15 protein-coding genes and 1 pseudogene are annotated in these 17,892 nt (G+C 65.3%); 12 read left to right on the forward strand and 4 right to left on the reverse strand.

Annotation, left to right across the window (positions count from 1 at the left end):
- Window positions 1-318 precede the first annotated feature (318 nt).
- Entirely contained in the window at window positions 319-747 is a 429-nt protein-coding gene (locus tag ACSQ89_RS31440; protein WP_436297265.1) for a cupin domain-containing protein, read from the forward strand.
- A gap of 430 nt (window positions 748-1,177) precedes the next feature.
- On the opposite strand, the gene ACSQ89_RS31445 is transcribed toward ACSQ89_RS31440, so the two are convergent.
- Complete coding sequence (locus ACSQ89_RS31445; protein ID WP_436294299.1) at window positions 1,178-1,495, reverse strand: PIN domain-containing protein; 318 nt, start codon at window positions 1,493-1,495, stop codon at window positions 1,178-1,180.
- Window positions 1,496-2,090: 595 nt separating this feature from the next.
- Between ACSQ89_RS31445 and ACSQ89_RS31450 the strand changes: the two genes are divergently transcribed.
- A complete protein-coding gene (locus ACSQ89_RS31450) occupies window positions 2,091-2,699 on the forward strand; it encodes a DUF4337 domain-containing protein (protein WP_436294300.1) in 609 nt (202 codons plus the stop codon).
- Window positions 2,700-2,950: 251 nt separating this feature from the next.
- Here ACSQ89_RS31450 and ACSQ89_RS31455 read toward each other — a convergent pair whose 3' ends face one another.
- On the reverse strand, window positions 2,951-3,826 hold the full coding sequence (locus ACSQ89_RS31455) for a transglutaminase-like domain-containing protein (protein ID WP_436294301.1): 876 nt from the start codon (window positions 3,824-3,826) through the stop codon (window positions 2,951-2,953).
- Window positions 3,827-4,513: 687 nt separating this feature from the next.
- Here ACSQ89_RS31455 and ACSQ89_RS31460 point away from each other — a divergent pair.
- Together ACSQ89_RS31460 and ACSQ89_RS31465 are read left to right on the forward strand one after the other, a co-directional pair.
- On the forward strand, window positions 4,514-5,539 hold the full coding sequence (locus ACSQ89_RS31460; RefSeq protein WP_436294302.1) for an IS30 family transposase: 1,026 nt from the start codon (window positions 4,514-4,516) through the stop codon (window positions 5,537-5,539).
- Between the two features lie 70 nt (window positions 5,540-5,609).
- Window positions 5,610-5,831 (forward strand): annotated as a pseudogene (locus ACSQ89_RS31465) (IS30 family transposase); the annotation flags it as partial.
- An 84-nt stretch (window positions 5,832-5,915) separates the two neighbouring features.
- On the opposite strand, the gene ACSQ89_RS31470 reads toward ACSQ89_RS31465, so the two are convergent.
- Window positions 5,916-6,494 carry a hypothetical protein gene (locus tag ACSQ89_RS31470; protein ID WP_436294303.1) on the reverse strand — a complete coding sequence of 193 codons (579 nt, stop codon included), beginning with the start codon at window positions 6,492-6,494 and terminating at the stop codon, window positions 5,916-5,918.
- Between the two features lie 503 nt (window positions 6,495-6,997).
- On the opposite strand from ACSQ89_RS31470, the gene ACSQ89_RS31475 reads away from it, so the two are divergent.
- The 8 genes from ACSQ89_RS31475 (at window position 6,998) to ACSQ89_RS31510 (ending at window position 15,791) form a co-directional block, all read left to right on the forward strand.
- A complete protein-coding gene (locus ACSQ89_RS31475) occupies window positions 6,998-7,627 on the forward strand; it encodes a TetR/AcrR family transcriptional regulator (RefSeq protein WP_436296806.1) in 630 nt (209 codons plus the stop codon).
- Window positions 7,608-9,305, forward strand: coding sequence for a PEP-utilizing enzyme (locus ACSQ89_RS31480; RefSeq protein ID WP_436296807.1), 1,698 nt, complete (start codon window positions 7,608-7,610; stop codon window positions 9,303-9,305). The genes ACSQ89_RS31475 and ACSQ89_RS31480 overlap by 20 nt, the downstream gene beginning before the upstream one ends.
- A 15-nt stretch (window positions 9,306-9,320) precedes the next feature.
- Entirely contained in the window at window positions 9,321-10,181 is an 861-nt protein-coding gene (locus tag ACSQ89_RS31485) for a PEP/pyruvate-binding domain-containing protein (RefSeq protein ID WP_093110273.1), read from the forward strand.
- A 550-nt stretch (window positions 10,182-10,731) separates the two neighbouring features.
- A complete protein-coding gene (locus ACSQ89_RS31490) occupies window positions 10,732-11,103 on the forward strand; it encodes a nuclear transport factor 2 family protein (protein ID WP_436294305.1) in 372 nt (123 codons plus the stop codon).
- Between the two features lie 15 nt (window positions 11,104-11,118).
- A complete protein-coding gene (locus ACSQ89_RS31495; RefSeq protein WP_436294306.1) occupies window positions 11,119-12,051 on the forward strand; it encodes an NAD(P)-dependent alcohol dehydrogenase in 933 nt (310 codons plus the stop codon).
- Window positions 12,047-12,754, forward strand: a complete 708-nt coding sequence (locus tag ACSQ89_RS31500) for a helix-turn-helix transcriptional regulator (protein WP_436294404.1) — start codon at window positions 12,047-12,049, stop codon at window positions 12,752-12,754. The genes ACSQ89_RS31495 and ACSQ89_RS31500 overlap by 5 nt, the downstream gene beginning before the upstream one ends.
- Before the next feature lie 851 nt (window positions 12,755-13,605).
- Window positions 13,606-14,925 carry a group II intron reverse transcriptase/maturase gene (ltrA, locus tag ACSQ89_RS31505; RefSeq protein ID WP_436294307.1) on the forward strand — a complete coding sequence of 440 codons (1,320 nt, stop codon included), beginning with the start codon at window positions 13,606-13,608 and terminating at the stop codon, window positions 14,923-14,925.
- Window positions 14,926-14,969: 44 nt separating this feature from the next.
- The gene (locus ACSQ89_RS31510; RefSeq protein ID WP_436294308.1) at window positions 14,970-15,791 is read left to right on the forward strand and encodes an NAD(P)/FAD-dependent oxidoreductase; all 822 of its coding nucleotides are present in this window, start codon (window positions 14,970-14,972) and stop codon (window positions 15,789-15,791) included.
- A gap of 191 nt (window positions 15,792-15,982) precedes the next feature.
- Here ACSQ89_RS31510 and ACSQ89_RS31515 read toward each other — a convergent pair whose 3' ends face one another.
- Window positions 15,983-17,800: a winged helix-turn-helix domain-containing tetratricopeptide repeat protein gene (locus ACSQ89_RS31515; RefSeq protein WP_170855727.1), complete on the reverse strand. Its 1,818-nt coding sequence runs from the start codon at window positions 17,798-17,800 to the stop codon at window positions 15,983-15,985.
- Window positions 17,801-17,892: the final 92 nt, after the last annotated feature.

Below are 17,892 nucleotides of genomic sequence, written 5' to 3' on the forward strand. Positions count from 1 at the left end.
CGACTCGATGATCGGGCTGTTCGGCATGCCGAACGCGGAGCGCTTGTTCGAACCCAGCAGCCATGCGCTCTGCAGCCCGATGTGCTGCGCAATGGCGACGCCACGCATAGAACAGGCCCGATGGTTTCTTCCTTAGCCGCTGTCGTAGCCGCAGCGCACTGAGGCCGCCGCCATGCGCACCGGCGCGCGCCCGTACACCCACACGCCCGACCCCTGCGGCTGCCGGCATCGGTGACGCGCATCCAGCCGCTGCGCGAGGGGCCGCCCGCGCGCAGCAGGCCTGCCTCCCTGCTCGGGAGCCAGGTGCGCGCCCTGCGCATGGCGGCTGGGGCCTCAGGTGGTGAGCTGGCTGCGCGCTGCGGCATCTCGCGCTTCTTCGGCGACCAGCCCAGCCGCACGGACTTCAGCCACGTGCGGGCGGGGCACGGGATCCAGGTGGACCGGGTCGGTGCCGTGGCCGACTACCGATACGAGTTGCTGGGGCATCTGCTGTCGGGCAACCTGTTCGTGGAGCCCTACCTGGTGACGCTGCTGCCGGGGGCCGAGCCTTACGTGACCTTCCAGCACCCCGGACTGAAGTTCCTGTACCTGCTCTCGGGCGAGGTGCGATACCGCTATGGGGCGAAGGTGGTGGAGCTCGGCGCGGGGGACTCGCTGCTCTTCGAAGCCTCCGCGTTGCATGGTATCGAGGCGATCGGCACGCAGCCCGTCACGTACCTGTCGGTGGTGTTCACTCTGCGCGATTAGATTGATGACGTGCAGGAGCGCGACGACTGGGGGCGCTCATGATCGTGCGAAGCACGGCCGCAGAGGTACAGAAAGGGTACACAAAGGATGCAGTTGGGCTACACCCCTGGACGCATGCGCGTCGTGATGTGACGCTCTCGAAGCGATCGTGCCGATCGCTCGAACGGGGTGCTCGAAGGCGCGGCGCCGAATGCGTTTGCTTAATTGTTAAGCAGCCCAACCCCCATACGCCATACGCACCTACCAGGTGCCCGGCAACCCGCACGGTTGCCCGATTGTTCGGTGTTACTTGCTCGGCAAGAGGTCACACCGATCGGGCGCAAGGCCGCATGCAGCCTTGATCCGGAGGTGTTACCGGCTTCCTGGGGGCGTTCGTCGGGACTCACGGCTGCAGCTGCCAGCGCGGGGACTGCAGTGCATCGTGTGCGCGCTATGGCTGCTGCGCCAGTTGCTCCATGGCCTGGCGCACGGTCAGGATGGCGATGCCCTGAACCTGCCCGAGCGTGAGCAAATGCCGATCGCCCGAGACGATGAGCCTGGCGCGTGCGGCCACGGCGGCGGCCAGCACGCCATCGTCGTCGGGGTCATCCTTGATGGTGGGCGCGATCGTGGCCGGGCGCACCAGGCTGGCCAGCGTGGCGTAGCCATGCACGAGTTGTTCCAGCGTGAGGCCGGAGGCGGCGATCTTCTTGGCGAACTTGCGGCGCGCGAGGATGCCACTGAGCTCCTGCAGCCGTCCGGTCGGCAATCGCCTGCTTCAGCAGCGCCAGCGCGGCCTCCGCGTCCAGAGACGCCTTCAGCGGATCCCAGTATCGGGGTTCGTAGGCCTGGAAAGGCAGGTCGTTGGCCGGTTCCGAGGCAGCGTCTCGATCCTGGTCGATAGCGAAATCGCCGATACGCACGGCCTTGGTTAGCATCATGCGCATGACATCCGGCAGTTCCATGCCGCGCTCAGCCGCCATCCGATGCGCTTTCTCCTCGATGTCGCGATTGATGCGGAAACGGATGAGGCGGCTGTCCATAGCGATGCAGGTTATAGCAGCCAGCGCCGATCCGCTCCCCGGGGCTTCGGCAGGAGAGCGCAGTGGCGGCTATTCACGGAGGCCTTGCAACGCAGCAGCGGTCACGCGTCATTGACTTCAGATGCGGGGCTTTGACAGGTCGCCAACGCCGGACCTTCGCGGTCGAGGGAGAAAACGCGGCCCAAGTGCTTCTCGACGAGCGGTCCTGCGACGAAGTACTTGTTCAAAAAAAAGCGACAAAAAGTGCGTGCGTGTTCTCGGCGCGCGCTAGACGTCGCTCGGCGCCGTCATACTCGCCTCCCTACGTCAACGAGGAAATCTATGTCAGCAGGCGGTTTTCACGTGCATGGCCCGCACGACCACGAACTCGAGCACGCTAGTGCGCATGGCCCCTCTGAATCAACTTCTACAGAAAAGCCTGGCCGCAGGAACATGACCAGCCAAATCGCCGTATGCACTGCTGTCATCGCTACAGTGGGAGCGATCTTTGCGTATATGGGAGGTCTAACTCAAGCCAACGCGGGCCTCTACAAGAACAACGCTGGCATGAAGAAGACCGAGGCTTCAAACCAATGGAACTACTTTCAGTCGAAGAGCACGAAGCAGTCGCTCGCTGAGTTCGCCAGGGACATGTCGCCCGATGACCGCAAGCAAGGCTGGCAGACGAAGGTTTCGCGGTATGAACAAGAAAAAGCTGAGATATTGCTCGTCGCGCAGAAGCTTGAGGCAGACGCAACCGATTGGGACCAAAAATCGGAGGCGCAAATGCACCAGCACCATCGTTGGGCGCAAGCGACCACTGCGCTACAGGTCTCCATCGCTTTGGCTGCCATGGCGTTGCTCACAAGGAGAAAGTGGTTGGAGTGGGGGATGCTCGCAGTTGCAGGCGTTGGCCTGGTCGTTGGCGCTCTAGCAGCAATGCACATTTGAACGTTGCGCGAGCCTCGCGATAGCCCTCTACGTGGGGCTTTGGGCCGGAAGCTCAAAGAGAACGAACTGCTGCAGTCGGGCCGACTGTGGCCGCATAGGACCCAAAGAGCTGGCTGTTCACGATTGTCGAATGATGCTGTTCGGCGGCGCACGAAGCGAGCAGCAACGCGGGATCGCAGCTCTGGCGGGGCGACGACGGCTGGATGCTGCCGCGCAAGTCCCATTTCGCGATGATGCAGATGAAGCGCGGGTCAGTTCGCGCCCAATAAAGGATTGGTCGACCGCAGATCCGATTTCGCCTGGGCGTCAACAGGCAGGCCGGCTGAGACTTCGTCGGCCCAGACCTTGAAGCCCTCGAGCGTGTTCGGGCCGAACGTTGTGGATAGCGCGACATCGCAGGCGTCGCGCCCGCGTGCAATCAGCACGCGGCCGATACGCGGTGTGTTGTTGCGCGCGTCGAAGGTGTACCAGCGGTCGCCGAGATAAGCCTCGAACCAGCCCGCGAAGTCCATTGTCCCGTATGGTGGCTCAGTGCCAACATCGCCAAGATAGCCGGTGCAATAGCGCGCCGGTATGTTCATGCAGCGGCAGAATGCGATCGCCAGGTGAGCGTAGTCACGGCACACGCCGTGGCCTTCCTTATAGGCGTCCAAGGCGGTGCGCGTTCGGCGCGCGTGCTGGTAGCCGAACTCGATGTGTCGGTGCACGAAATCGCAGATCGCCTGCACGCGCGCCCAGCCGGTCGGGCTCGAGCCGAACCGCTGCCACGCAATCTCGGAGAGCTGGTCGGTCTCGCAATAGCGGCTGCCGACGAGGTAGACCAGCGTCGATTCCGGGAGCTGTTCGATCGGCGTCTGCGTGGCCCAAGGAGCAACAACATCAGGCGCGCCGGTGTCGTTGACCAGCGCATCAGTGCTGAGGACGAAGCGGCCCTGCGGCGCGACGATGCGACTGCACCAGTTGCCGAACAGATCGCGGTATGCGGTGATAGGCACCGAGGGACTCGTCACGAGGTAATCAGGCCGCACCAGATCGGACGCACGCGAATAGTGGACGCTCAATGCCAGGATCATCGGCGTCGGCTGTGAGAACTGATACGCCATCTCGAAACCAACGCGGATCTGCATGCTCGCTCCTGTTGCTTCTCTGTTCGCACGCAACCGACGTGCCACCATCGCTGACTATCGCCGGTTCGCCTGCCGATACCGATGACCTGATTCTCCTCCCATGGCGGATCCGATGGCCTAGCCAATACGACAGTCTTTCCAGCGGGTGCTACGTCGGTTCACGGAAGTGATAGCGCCGATGTGTTGAGCCGGGTGCTGCACCAGTTGCGCCGGATGGAGGAGTGCGAGGCGTGGTAAAGCGCGACACGAGGCGCTACTACCTCGCGGCCGACGCGTACCTGGACGAAGCTGGCGACCAGCAGCTGGACGAACGTCTTGCCATGCTGGCCAGCGACGCGTGAAGGAGGTCCATATGACGCTTTGCCCGATTGCCATAGCCGTCGGCTGCAAGAAATGTCCGGCATTCTCGATCTGCCCCTTGAAAGGCGTGATCGCTCCGCCGAAAGTGCCGGTGAGCTCTTCCGAGATTGTCACACTTGAAAAGCTAGGAAGATCAACAGCTTGCGTGCAGAGGTTTCACAGTTGCGCGACCCCGTTCTTCGAAATTAAGGCTGCGGTGACCCCCGTCTTGAACGGCTGCCAACTGAAGATCCGAACAGCCGTTGTGGGCTGCGGATTCAACCGGTCGATGCAACACACGGCGGCCTCAACTCTGAAGTGCAACACCTCATCGCCTAAGGTGTGCACATGAATGAACGAACAAGGTACCAGCAGCTTCAACCCGAGGACCGGATGACGATGGCAAGCATGCGTCAGCAGGGTTCGAGCATGCGGGCCATGGCCCGCATGCTCGGGCGCTCGGCGTCCACCATCAGCCGGGAGTTGGGGCGCAACACGCTGGCCGAGTTGCCCTACGCCTCGCACTCGGCGCAGGTGAGCAGCCAGGGGCGGCGCCAGGCCGCACGGCCGACGCGCAAGCTCGACATGCAGGGCGTGGGCTGGGGCGTGGTGCTCACCCTGCTGGACTGGAAGTGGTCGCCGCAGCAGATCGCGGGTACCCTCAAGCGCGTGTTCCCCAAAGAGCCCGAGCGCCACGTGTCCCACGAGACCATCTACAACGCCATCTACGCCCAGCCGCGCGGCGAGCTTCGACGCCAGCTCATCGCCTGCCTGCGCCGCGGGCGCAGCACCCGCATGCCGCGTACCCGAGGCGACGATCGCCGTGGCCAGATCCCCGAGATGGTGAGCATCCACGTGCGCCCGCCCGAGGTGGACGACCGCGTCATGCCGGGTCACTGGGAAGGCGACTTCATCAAGGGCGCAGGCAACCAGTCCTCGGTGGGCGTGCTGGTCGAGCGCACGAGTCGTCTGGTGCTGCTGGCCAAGATGGACGACGCCACGGCCGCCTCGGCGCTGGCGGGCTTCTCTGCCAAGCTCAATTCGATTGCCGAGCCGCTGCGCCAGAGCCTGACCTACGACCAGGGCAAGGAGCTGACTCGGCACAAGGAGCTGACGGCACAGACCGGTGTGAAGGTCTACTTTTGCGACCCGCACAGTCCGTGGCAGCGTGGCACTTGCGAGAACACCAACGGGCTGCTGCGCCAGTACCTGCCCAAGGGCACCGACCTGAGCGTGTTCAGCCAGGACGAACTCGACGCGATCGCCGACAGCATGAACAACCGGCCACGCGCCACGCATGCGTGGCACTCGCCCCTGGAAGTGTTCGCACGAACACTCGCATCGTCCCATCAACCGCCAGCGTCAATCCACTGACTCAACCCTGTTGCGCTTCAGACTTGAAACCGCCCACTTAAAAACTGCGTGAGCAGAAGGAGTGTTGCAGATGAAGTATCGAACGCGGACCTACTACACAGACAGTCAGAAGGCTTTGATGTGGGAGCGCTGGAAGCAAGGTGAGACGCTTCACCAGATTGCCCAGCTGTTCGATCGATCGCATTCGTCGATTCAACGGATCCTGGCTGAGACGGGCGGGATACGACCGCCCCAGGAGCGTCACCGTTCCCGCTTGGCGCTGACCTTGGCCGAGCGAGCGCAGAATCGTCGGCGTTGCCGCAGCCGGCTCCTACGCCGAGAACGCGATGGACGCGTTCAGCGACGTGGATCTGATCCTTGTGTGTAAGCCTGAGGATCATCCTGGCTTGATGCGTGATCGGGTCGCACTGGCCGAAAAGTTGGGCCCGCTGGTGGCTGCTTTCACGGGTGAGCACGTGGGAGAACCGAGGCTGATGATCTGTTTGTACGGCCCACCGGCGCTTCCCTGGGCCCCTTCGGCTTGATGCGTGGTGGCCGAAAACCAACCGGCGTGCGTCGCGTCGAGGCTGACCCTGCCTTGGCGAGGCAACTCGCTGGCACCGTCGGGGCTTTGAATCGCCATGCGCTGCCAGGTCGACCAAATGCGCCGAGCCCACAGGGCGGCCATCCCGGGCTGATTGAACCCGGCGACCTTTGCGAGCTGACGCGGGCGGCGGTGCGTTGGGTAGCTGAGAAACCCAACCCCCCTTGTCGCGGCCGGCGCTCCGCGCTCCCGCCAGGCCGCCCGTGTATGACGTGCCCCGCCATCAACCGTCCTTGCTCGGCCGTCGTCTCCGGCACCCAGGCGGCGGGGTTCGCGCTTCAGCGCGTCGGCCTCGGTCATCGCATAGCGCGTGGTGATCAGCTTGCCGCGTTGAGCGCGCAGCCGCCAGCGCCAGAGCTCGATCTCCCTCATTGATCTCGGCGCCTGACACCCTGATGCAAGGGCACCTGAGCTCTGCATCGTTGATGGCGAAGATTGCGTCACTGCCGGCCGGTACGGGCCTCCGATGAGCGTCGCGCTGCTGTCGCATCACTCCGACAGCATCCATAGGCCGCCGGAGGCAGGTACCCAGCGCCGCGAGTGCCTTGGCAAAACGGCCACCGAAGCCGTTGAGCAGGCGGTGCAGGCCTTCGAGGAGCAGGTCGGCCGGATGCAAGGGCGATCGAGGTGCTTGGCATGGACGCCCCAGGCGAGTATCACGGGCTCGCACTCCCGCACCGCCGCCGCGATGTGTGCGTCGTGTCGCGGCCGACGGGTTGGCACGCGCGCGGCGCAGGGCCGCGGGATTAGTCGCGACGCAGCGTAGAGATTCACGATTTTCAATCGGCTTTGCCACGGCATCATGGGGTGCGGCAATTGACGACATGCCAGCATGCCTTCTTGACACGACCGCGTGACATGATTATTCTGCTGTCATGAGCACGACCACGTACGAAAGCCCGCTCCGCGCAGAACAGATGGAGCAGACGCGCCTTCGGATACTGGAGGCGACGGCAGATGTGCTGGCGGACGAGGAGGTCAACGAGGTCACGGTTCCGCTTGTCGCCATGCGCGCCCGCGTGTCGGTCCGTACCGTCTACCGGCACTTCCCGACCAAGGAGGCTCTCTTCGACGAGTTCGGTGAGTGGGCGGAGGAGCACCTCCGGGTCGTCCTCCTTTCCTACCCGGACACGCTCGAGGGCGTCCGCGAGATGGCGCCTGCGCTCTATCGCATGTACGACGAGCGAGCGCCGCTGATCCGCGCCCTCCTATCGAAGCGCGGACAGGAGATCCGGGCCCGCACGCGGCGCCGGCGACTGGCGACGTTCGAGAAGGCGATGCGGGAGGTCACCGGCGGGCTCGGGCCGGCCGAGCGCCGACGCGCCCTTGCGGTGATCTACCTGCTCGTGAGCGCGCCCGCTTGGCAGGCGATGCGCGACCAGTGGGACCTCGAGGGCCAGGAGGCCGGCAAGGCCGCCGCCTGGGCCGTACGCGTGCTGACGGACGAACTTCGCCGCAATCCGGCAAGCATGAAGGAGGTTGGTAATGATGACACTCGTCGCTGAGCAGACCTTCGCCCCACCCGGTCCGGGATCGTGGTTCCTTGACCCGACTCACTGGACGCGGCCGGTGACCCGCTTCCAAGTGGAGATCTTTCCCGACGCGTTCCAGCGCGGCTTCGGCGAGAGCCTCCGCCGCTACGGATCGTTGCTCGAGTACCTGGAGGCGGGCTTCGTCAACGGGTTCCCGTACTACTGCGCACGTCCCGTCGGCGCGCCGAGGGAGGCGGTCGGTCACCCTCCGAAAGAGGTGTGGGACGAGCTCGCGCGCAGTCACCCAATGATTCGGCGCCGGCTCGAGACGAGCGCGACCGTGTTCGAGCGCAAGCTCTGGCGTGAGGACCTCGAGCGCTGGGACCGGGAGGTGAAGCCCGCGGCGATCCGAGCTCACCTCGCGCTGCTCGCGGTTGACCCGGCGGCGCTCGACACGCCTGCGCTCCTCGCATACATCGATCGCTGCCGCGAGAACCAGATCCATGGCGCGTACATCCATCACCGCTTCAACGTGCCGGCGCTCCTGTCTGTGGGCGACTTCCTCGTGCACGCGCAAGAGTGGACAGGCCGCTCGCCGGCCCAGTTACTCGGTCTCCTCCAGGGCGCGAACCCCGACCCGCTCGGTGCAGACGAGGAGCTCGAGCGACTGGTCGGCGCGCTCCGACTGGATACGACGGCGACGGCCTTGCTCACGTCGGCCGGAGAGCCGGGCGAGGTGGTCGCCGCGCTTCGCTCGCTGTCCGGCGACACGGGCCGGCTCGCTTCGGCATACGTCGATCGTGTCGCCTACCGGCCGGTAAACGGCGAGGACGTGGGCGACCCGTCGGTGCACGAGCTTCCCGAGCTGATCGTCGGAGCGATCCGCACAGCATTCGATCGCCTCGAGACTCCACCGGCGAACGACCTGGACCGGAAGACCTCTGAGTTGCGCGACGCAGTGCCCGCTCGGCATCGCGATGCCTTCGACGCGCTGCTCGAGGAGGCTCGGGCGACCTACCGGCTACGCGACGAGCGGGGCATCTACGCCGACCTCTGGGCGATCGGGATTATGCGGCGCGCGATCCTGGCGGCCGGCCGCCGGCTTACGGCGGCGGGGCGGCTCGCCGATCCGGGCCATCTCGTCGAGGCTGGCTACGCGGAGCTTCGAAGCCTCGTCGAGTCCGGCGACGGCCCATCGGGCGAGGAACTGGCCGAGCGTGCGCGCTACCGGCTCAAGGCGCGCTACGCGGATGCGCCGGCGTTTCTCGGCGGCGAGCCGGGCGATCCGCTGCCGCCCGAGTGGCTGCCGCCCTCGGCGGCAAGGCTGGAGCGCGCGATCGGTGCAGCCGTGCAGGCGATCTTCGCCGCGCCGAAGCCACGCACCGAGGAGCGAAAGGTTCACGGTCTCGGCGTCAGCCCGGGCGTGTACGAGGGCACCGCACGGGTGATTCGCGGCACCGAGGAGTTTGGTCGCATCGAGCGGGGCGACATCCTCGTCACGAACTCCACGACGACGGCATTCAACATCGTGCTGCCGCTCCTCGGCGCGATCGTGACCGACCGGGGCGGGCTGCTCTCGCATGCCGCGATCGTCGCGCGCGAGTACGGGCTGCCGGCAGTCGTCGGGTGCACCGATGCGACCTCCGTGCTCCTGGACGGTGCGAGGATCATCGTCGATGGCACCGCGGGCGAGGTCGAGCTCGTCGCATGACGGAAGCAGACGACGATGAAACCGGCAGCACTTACCGAGGAGCTCGAGGAAAGCCTGTTTGGCGGCAAGGCCGCGCAGCTAGCCGCGGCCACGCGTGCGGGCCTGCCCGTTCCCGCGGGTGTCGCGCTTCCGTACGGGTTCGTGGATGCACTCGCTGCCGACGAACGCGACGCGAGGCAGCGGCTGGCTGCAGTCTTTCGCACGCTCGGCGCCCCGCTCGTGGCGCGCTCGTCCGCAGTGGGCGAGGACTCCGAGCAGGCGAGCTTCGCAGGACAGCACCTGACGCAGCTGAACCTGCGCTCCGAGCCCGAACTCGTTGACGCCGTGTCCGCCATCTGGCGCTCGGCGCGCTCGCCTTCAGCGTTCGCGTACCGCGAGCGCCTCCGGCTGCCCCGCGAGCCGAGAATGGCCGTCGTCGTACAGGAACTCGTCGATGCGGACTCCGCCGGCGTGCTCTTCAGCCGTAACCCCGTCAACGGGTCGGACGAGATCGTGATCGAGGCGGCCTGGGGGCTCGGGGAGTCGGTCGTTGCCGGTCTCGTCATCCCAGATCGGTTCCGCTTGAGGCGTGACGGTGCCGTCGCCGAGCGAATCGCGGGACTGAAGGACGTCGCCATACGCACCGACCCGGAAGGCGGCACAAGCCGCACACTCGTTCCCGAGGGGCTCGCCCGCGTGCTCTGCCTCGACGATGCACAGCTCGCCGCGCTTCATGCGCTCGCGCTCCGCTGCGACGAGGTGTTTGGCGGGAGCCACGACATCGAGTGGGCGTTCGCCGGCGGCCGGCTCTACCTCCTGCAGCGGCGAGCACTCACCGCGATCCCAAGTCCAGCTGCAGGCGACCACACGGACGAGCACGTGCGCCTGCCGAACTAGCAGACCCGCAGCAACCGGCACGCCCCGCAGGCGCCTCGTGATCCGGCCGAGCTCAGCTACGCGAAGGACGACCCTTACCGCCTGTCCCAGGGTGCTGGGGCTGGAGCTACGTCATCGGCGGTCTCGTCGGTGAGTCGGATCTCGCTGTGCCTGACATCGAAGCGGCCTTGCGGCAGGGCCTGGCGGCTATGGCATGGCACCATAGCGCTCGGTTCTACCGGAAGAGACTCGAAGACTATGGCGCCCATCGAATCCGCTCGAAGGTTTTACGCCGACTTCATCGTCCGTAGCGCCCGTGTGGATTGGCACCGTATCGTCCCTCCAAGGAACTTGCCCTTCAAGGGCTTACGCCGAGATCTACCAAGTTACTTTGAACCCGCTGGGCATCGCAGTTTGAATTCTCGAGCAGCCTTTTCACCCTAGTTTGAATTTCCCGGTCTACTGCGACGGGCGTCTTCCGAGTGACGACCGCGCGAGCAGAATGGTGACAAAATCTGTCCCTATGCCGTCCTACATTGGGCTTTCCCCAACTCAACTGAAGGAAAGCACCATGAACACCAACAAGGCACTCGAGATCGCTCAGATCTACGCCAAAGCGCTCGCCAACAAGGACGTCGAGACCATCGTCTCCATCTCGGCCGAGGACGTCGTCTGTACCTCGCCCATCGGTCAGACCACCGGCCTCGAGCGCTTCCGCGCCTTCCAGGAAGGCTTTACCAAGATGCTCACGAAGCTGACCGTCCTCGCCGTCTACGGCGACGACAAACAGGCCGTCGTGGTTTACCTCGCCGAGACGCAACCGGTTCCGCGCTCGCTTGTGGCGGAGCTCGTCAAGGTCAAGGACGGCCAACTTGCCTCGACTGATGTGATCTACGACGCCACGCCGTTCGCTGCCTTCATGAAAACGGTTCAGCCTCACTGAGCGAACGGTCCTGCCATGAAGCGAGTTCAATACGACAGGTATGGCGGCCCCGAGGTGATGCGCCTAGCGGAGTTCGACCTGGGAATTCCCGGCGAGGGTGAGGCGGCCGTCAGGGTCAAGTTTGCGGCCCTCAATCCGATCGACTGGAAAGTGCGCAACGGCGATCTCAAGATGGTCACGGGAAAGTCCTTCCCGCGCGCGATGGGGTCTGACTTCTCCGGAACCGTGATGGACGTCGGACCGGGCGTCACTCGCTTCAAGCCTGGAGATGCCGTGTTCGGCCTTGCACGGCTCAAGGAAAGCGGCGCGTGCGGCCATGCGGTGCTCACCGATGCGAATTTCCTGGCGAAGAAGCCTGACAGCGTTTCCTTCGAGGAAGCCGCCTGCCTCGGCACGCCTGGCGTCACCGCCTGGAATGGTCTGTTTGACAAGGCTGGACCGAAGCCCGGTGCACACGTCTTTGTCAACGGCTGCACCGGGGCAGTTGGAGAAACAGCCGTTCAGCTTGCACGAATGACGGGGGCCAGGGTCTCAGGCAGCTGCAGTGCTGAAGCAATGCCACGCGCCCATGCGCTAGGTGTCGCGAGCGTCTACGACTATCGGACAACCGACTTGGCAAGTATCAGCGAGCGCTTCGATGTTGTTTACGATACCGCGGCCACGATGACGACGGCTGTCGGCCTCGGGATGCTTCGCGACGGAGGTGTGTTCCTCGACATCAATCCGACGCTGGGCAAGTTCATGCGTTCCATGTTCGATCACAGGCTGAAAGCAATCATCTGCAAGGCGAGAGCGGACATTCTCGATGGCCTGGCGCGTGCTGCCGCGGAAGGGAAACTCCGGCTCCCAGTTGCCAAGGCCGTGCCGCTGAGCGACGCCATGCGACTTATCACTGAGCTTGAACAGGGACACAAGCTGGCCGGGAAAGGCCTCGTTGTGATGGATTGACGTGTCCCGCAGCCAGCGATTGTTCGACCTCATGCAGGTGCTACGCCGACACCGTGGAACGGTGTCCGGCGAAGTGCTCGCCGGCGAGGCGGGCGTATCGCTGCGCACGATACGGCGCGACATAGCCACGCTGCAGACGCTCGGAGCGGATATCGACGGTGCCCCAGGCGTCGGCTACATCCTGAGACCGGGATTCCTTCTACCCCCGCTGTCATTCACTGAGGAAGAGCTTCAGGCTCTGGTCGCGGGCGCACAGTGGGTCAGCCGCCAGACGGATGATGCGCTCGCCCTAGCCGCTCAGAATGCGCTCGCCAAGATTGGCGGCGTGCTTCCCTCCGATATGCGAAGGATGCTGGACGACGACGCGCTCTACATCGCCCGAAAGAGAGAAGACACCTCAGGGCTCGACCTGGCACGGGTCCGACAGGCGATGCGCGAACAGTGCAAGATGCGCATCGGCTACACCGATCAGGCCGGGGCAGCTTCGGAGCGGATCATCTGGCCAATCATGCTGGGCTTCGTCGAGTCGCGGCGGTTCATCGCGGGATGGTGCGAACTGCGCAAGGATTTTCGTCTGTTCCGTGGCGACCGAATCGCAAAAATCGAGTTCCTGCAGGAGCGCTATTCCGGAAATCGCCGCCAGATGGTCAAGGATTGGCGCGCTCAGGTCGACCGCGAACGCAATCGGCGTGATGGCGGATAGACCACTCTCGCGACGCCGTCCAGAAGAAGAACTCCGGGCCACGCTGGCCACCCTCGTGACCTGCTCGCTGCTGCTGGTGGCTCGCTATGTCGCTGCTGCCGGCGCACTGCGGCTTTCTCGCCGTCGGAGGCTGTGGGTCGGAGTCGCTGGCCGCCGCGATGGGGAATGATGCGTTCAGGCAGATTCGATCCCTGCACAGGGACTCTGTTCCAGATGGCTCTGCCTGGTACGTCGGGCAAGGATGGTGGCTATCCACCCAATAGGTCGCTCGGGTGTGCCTGGGGCCTAGCAAGCTGAAGGATGGGATGGCTGGACGCTTAGTGCGACAGGAGACTGTCGGAGAGTAGTTGATGAAAGTTCGACACAGGAAAGGATTAGCGAACCACCCTGGCCCCGAGTCATGCGGTGGCGCCCGCGAGGGCGCCGTCGAAGCGTTGACAGGGGAGAGCGCAGGCCAGCCATTGAGCCGCGAAATCAGGCAGTCTGGGGCGCCGACGCTGTTAAGCGAAGCGGAAGGCCACATCGGCGAGGGCGTTACACGCGAGCCCTCGACGAGCCCCACGCGGTCGAAGACCCTGAGCATGCGCAGAAGCTCTCCGAACAGGAACTGTGAGATCTCGCCAGTGCCCGCCGTGAAGTTGGCGGCGGGCGGGTCGGGGAAGGCCCTTGGCCGTACGCCCGACATCCACGCTGGCGAGAAGTCGGATGCTTGCGTAGTACCGATGAACGACCCGAACAAGGGCGCCGCCTCAAAACCGGCGCGGGCGGAGGGTCCGGAGGGAAGGCGAGCAGCCAAGAGGAACACCGAAGCGCTCCCTGCGCCCCGGACACAGAGCCGGACCCGCGCATCGATGGGGCTCGACGGTGTACGTGAAGCAGCCCGGGCCGCCAAGGCCGCGGGCAAGGAGGTACGGTTCACGGCGCTGCTGCACCACATCACGCCCCAGCTGCTGCACGACAGCTTCATGCAATTGAAGCGCAATGCGGCAGCCGGCGTCGATGGGGTGAGGTGGCGCGAGTACGAGGAAGGACTCGACGAGCGGATCGGCAAATTGTGGGATGCGGTGCATTCTGGCCGCTACCGGGCGTTGCCCTCCCGCAGGGTGTACATCCCCAAGGCGGACGGCAAGCAGCGCCCGCTGGGCATCGCGGCGCTGGGGGACAAGATCGTCCAGCAGGCTGTGGTGACGGTGCTCACGCCGATCTATGAAGCGAACTTCCTCGGCTTCTCGTATGGCTTCCGGCCAGGGCGCAACCAGCATCAAGCGCTGGACGCCGTGGTGGTGGGCATGCAGACGAAGCGCGTGAACTGGGTGCTCGACGCTGACATCAAGGCATTCTTCGACACCGTCGATCACGCCTGGATGATGCGATTCCTCGAGCACCGGATCGGCGACACGAGAGTCTTGCGATTGATCCGCAAGTGGCTGACGGCCGGCGTTGTCGAAAACGGGAACAGGACCGACGTGCGGGTGGGTACCCCGCAAGGGGCAGTGATCTCGCCGCTATTGGCGAACATTTACCTGCACTACGTCTTCGACCTGTGGGCACATCGCTGGCGAGGCCGCCATGCAAGAGGGGACGTGATGATCGTTCGGTACGCCGACGACAGCGTACTCGGGTTTGAGAGCAAGAGCGACGTTGACCGATTCATTGAGGACATGAAGGTGCGGTTCGCCCAGTTCGGGCTGACGCTGAACGAGGACAAGACGCGTGTGCTGCAGTTCGGCCGCTTCGCGGCTCAGGCGCGCGCCAAGCAAGGGCTTGCAAAGCCGCCGACGTTCGACTTCCTCGGGTTCACCCACATCTGTGGGAAGTCCCGGTCGAACGGCTGGTTCCAACTGAAGCGGCTGACCTCGGCGAAGCGAATGCGTGCCCGCCTCAAGGCAATTCGAGAGGCGCTGATGCGCCGTATGCACGAACCGATCCCCGTGGTCGGTCGCTGGCTGCGGCGCGTGGTCCAGGGCTACTTCAACTACCACGCCGTACCGGGCAACGTTGACCGCTTGGATGCGTTCCGCAAGGACGTGTCTCGGGCGTGGCTACATGCGCTACGACGGCGAGGGCAGCGTGGACGAATGCCCTGGGCCCGGTTCGGGCGTCTGGTCGAGCGCTACCTACCGCGGGCTCGGGTGCTCCACCCATATCCGCATCAACGCTTTGCGTCATGACTCAAGGCAGGAGCCGTATGCGGTAGTGCCGCACGTACGGATCTGTGCGGGGGGCGGGGAGTAATCCCCGTCCCTACCGCGACCTCTTCTTCTCCGGCGGGCTGGTGATGCACAAGAGTGCCCAGATGCACATGGGCCGTTTCGGCGCGGGACTCGCCGCAGCGGCGCAGCGCAGCGGCGCGCGCATCTTCCAGAACACCGCGGTCATCGGACTGGCACGCCTGTCGGGCAATGCATTCCGGGTGCAGACCGCTCACGACACCGTTGAGGCTGACCAAGTGCTCGTGGCGACGGGTCCGTCGCGACATGGGCCATTCGGTTATTTCCGCCGCCGCATCGTCCCGGTCGGCAGCTTCGTCGTGACAACCGAGCCGCTGTCCGAAACGCTGGTGGCGTCAATCATGCCGGGCGGCCGGAATGCGACGACAACGAAGAATGTCGGCCACTATTTCCGGCTGACGCCCGACAACCGGCTGGTCTTCGGCGGTCGGGCCCGCTTCGCGCTGTCAAGCCCGGCATCCGACGCCAAGAGCGGTGCCGTGCTCGAACGCAACATGAAAGTCCTGTTTCCCCAGTTGCGCGACACGCGCATCGACTATTGCTGGGGCGGCGTCGTCGACATGACCGCCGACCGCCTGCCGCGGGCAGGTGAGGTGAAGGGGCTGCACTACGCAATGGGCTACAGCGGCAGCGGAACCCAGATGTCGGTGTACATGGGGCAGAACATGGCTCGGGCCATCAACGGCGAGCCGGAGGCCAATCCACTGCGCAGACTGCAGTGGCCTCCCATTCCCGGCCATCTCGGGCCACCCTGGTTCCTGCCATTCGTGGGCGCGTACTACCGAAGGTTGGACCTGGTCAGCTGACGCCACAAGACTGCCGCTCCATCGCCATGCCTTGCGGCAGGCATCAAGCCGACATTGGATTGGGCTGCAGCCCCAGAGAGGGCCGGCCGCGCAAATCTGAACACGCTGCAAGTGGATGGGATGCTCAGCCCGGCATGACAAGTGCAGTGCGAATGAGCAGAAGAGCGCGCCGGAACCACGTCGTTGCGCCGTCAAAACCCGAAGATCTCCCTAGGCACACCCTTCGCCCATTCACACTCTTGCCGAAAATCGTAGGGCACCTCGTCCGCGCAATCGGGCCACTGACCGCTGGCGAGCCAAAACTCCACCAGTCCCAGTCGCGCGCACAGCCGCGGGAAGCGTGGGTCGTTGCGCAGCTCGGGCATGCTGGCCTGGAACAGCAGCGCGGTGCGGTAGCCGTCGGGGCCCATGATGTCGGTGCTGGCCCCTACAGGGCCCAGGCGGGCGCCCTCGGCAGCACGGAAGGCCTCGTCGACCAGGCCCAGGTGCGCGGCATAGACCAGGCGGGCCACGTCCACACCGCCGGTGATCATCACGTGCGCCTCGAACTCGCTGCGCCAGGCGCCGATGTGCTCAGGCGTCGGGTCGCGCTTGGCGCGGACGAAAGGGATGGTGTCCTGGAATTCGCGCAGCGGGCGCGTGGCCGCGAGCGCGAGCAGGCGATCGACCGCCGCCCAATCCTGCAGGAAGGCATGGGCCCGCAGCAAGCTCGAGATCGGAAAGCTCATGTCGGGGATGCGCGCCACGAGGTCTTCGTACACGGGCACCGCCTCGGCGACCTGCCCCGTGGCCATGCGGGCCAGCGCCACCAGGTTGGCCGACATCGGATCGAGCATGTCCAGGCGGTAGATGCGTTCGGCCTCGTCGAGGCTCGCACGCAGGCGGCCGGTCAGGCGCAGCAGCCAGCTGATGTAGCGCCGGCCGGCGCCCGAGCCGGGCGCCTGGCGCAGACGCTCGAGGAACTCCTCGGCTTCGACGAACCGGCCGAAGGGCGGCATCACGAAGCATCGCGCGACGAGGGCGTCGTTGTTCTGCGCGTCGAGCGCCAGCGCGTGCGAGGCCTCGCGAACCACGTGCCCGGCGCTGGCTGCACGCTCGGCAAATGGCAGGTACATGTGCAGGAAGCTGCGCACGTAGGCGAGCCTCCCCCAGGCCTCGGCGAAATGCGGTGCGCGCTGCGTCACCACCTCGAGCACGCCGACGCTGGTGCGCAGCTCGTCCGGGGCATAGGACTTGGGGCTGGATCGCAAGTAGAGGTCATAGACCGCAGGATCGACTGCGCGCGTCGCAACACCGAAGAAACCGTGGTCGAGCGCGCGCGCGATGCTTTCGGCGATGTCGTCCTGGACCTCGAAGATGCCTTCCAGCGCACGGTCATAGTGGTCGGACCACAGCGTCGTGCCGGACGCGGCCTCTATCAGGTGGGCGCTGATGCGTACCTGGCCGGCCGCGCGGCGGATCGAGCCGTCGAGCACGTAGGCGCAGTTCAGGCGTTGCGCCGCCTCGGCCTTTCGTTCGCCACGGAACTGGAAGCTCGTGGTGCGGCTGATCACCCGCAGCTGGGTGCCACGCGCGAGGCGCTGGATGATCTCCTCGCTGACGCCGTCGGAGAAGAACTGCATCTCGGGCTCGTTCGACAGGTTGTCGAAGGCGAGCACGGCGATCACGGGGCGCTCGCGCGGGGATGACGGCTCGGCCGGTGAGGCGGGAGCGTCGTCGTCCAGCAAGGGCAGCGTGAACCGGTAGCCGCGCCCCGCCACGGTGGCGATGGCGTCCGGCCCGAGAACCTTGCGCAGCGACGAGATCTGCACGGTGAGGTTGTTCTCCTCGACCACCGTGCCAGGCCAGACCCGCGAAAGCAGCTCGTCCTTGGCGACCACGCGGTCGCGCAGCTCGATCAGCGCCAGCAGCAAGTCGAACGCGCGTCCACCGAGCGAGACCGGCTGGCCATGGGCCAGCAGGCGGCGCTCGGCCGGCCGCACTTCGAACTCCTTCGCCTTGAAGACCAAGACCTGAGCGCCTCTCTTGCTTGTCGGCCCCGATTGTCGGGCCACGCGGCGGGCTTTAGCAACGTTTCACATCGCTTAAAGACGCGGCCGCC

The organism is Variovorax sp. LjRoot175 (assembly GCF_964253805.1).
Taxonomy (GTDB): Bacteria; Pseudomonadota; Gammaproteobacteria; order Burkholderiales; family Burkholderiaceae_C; genus Variovorax.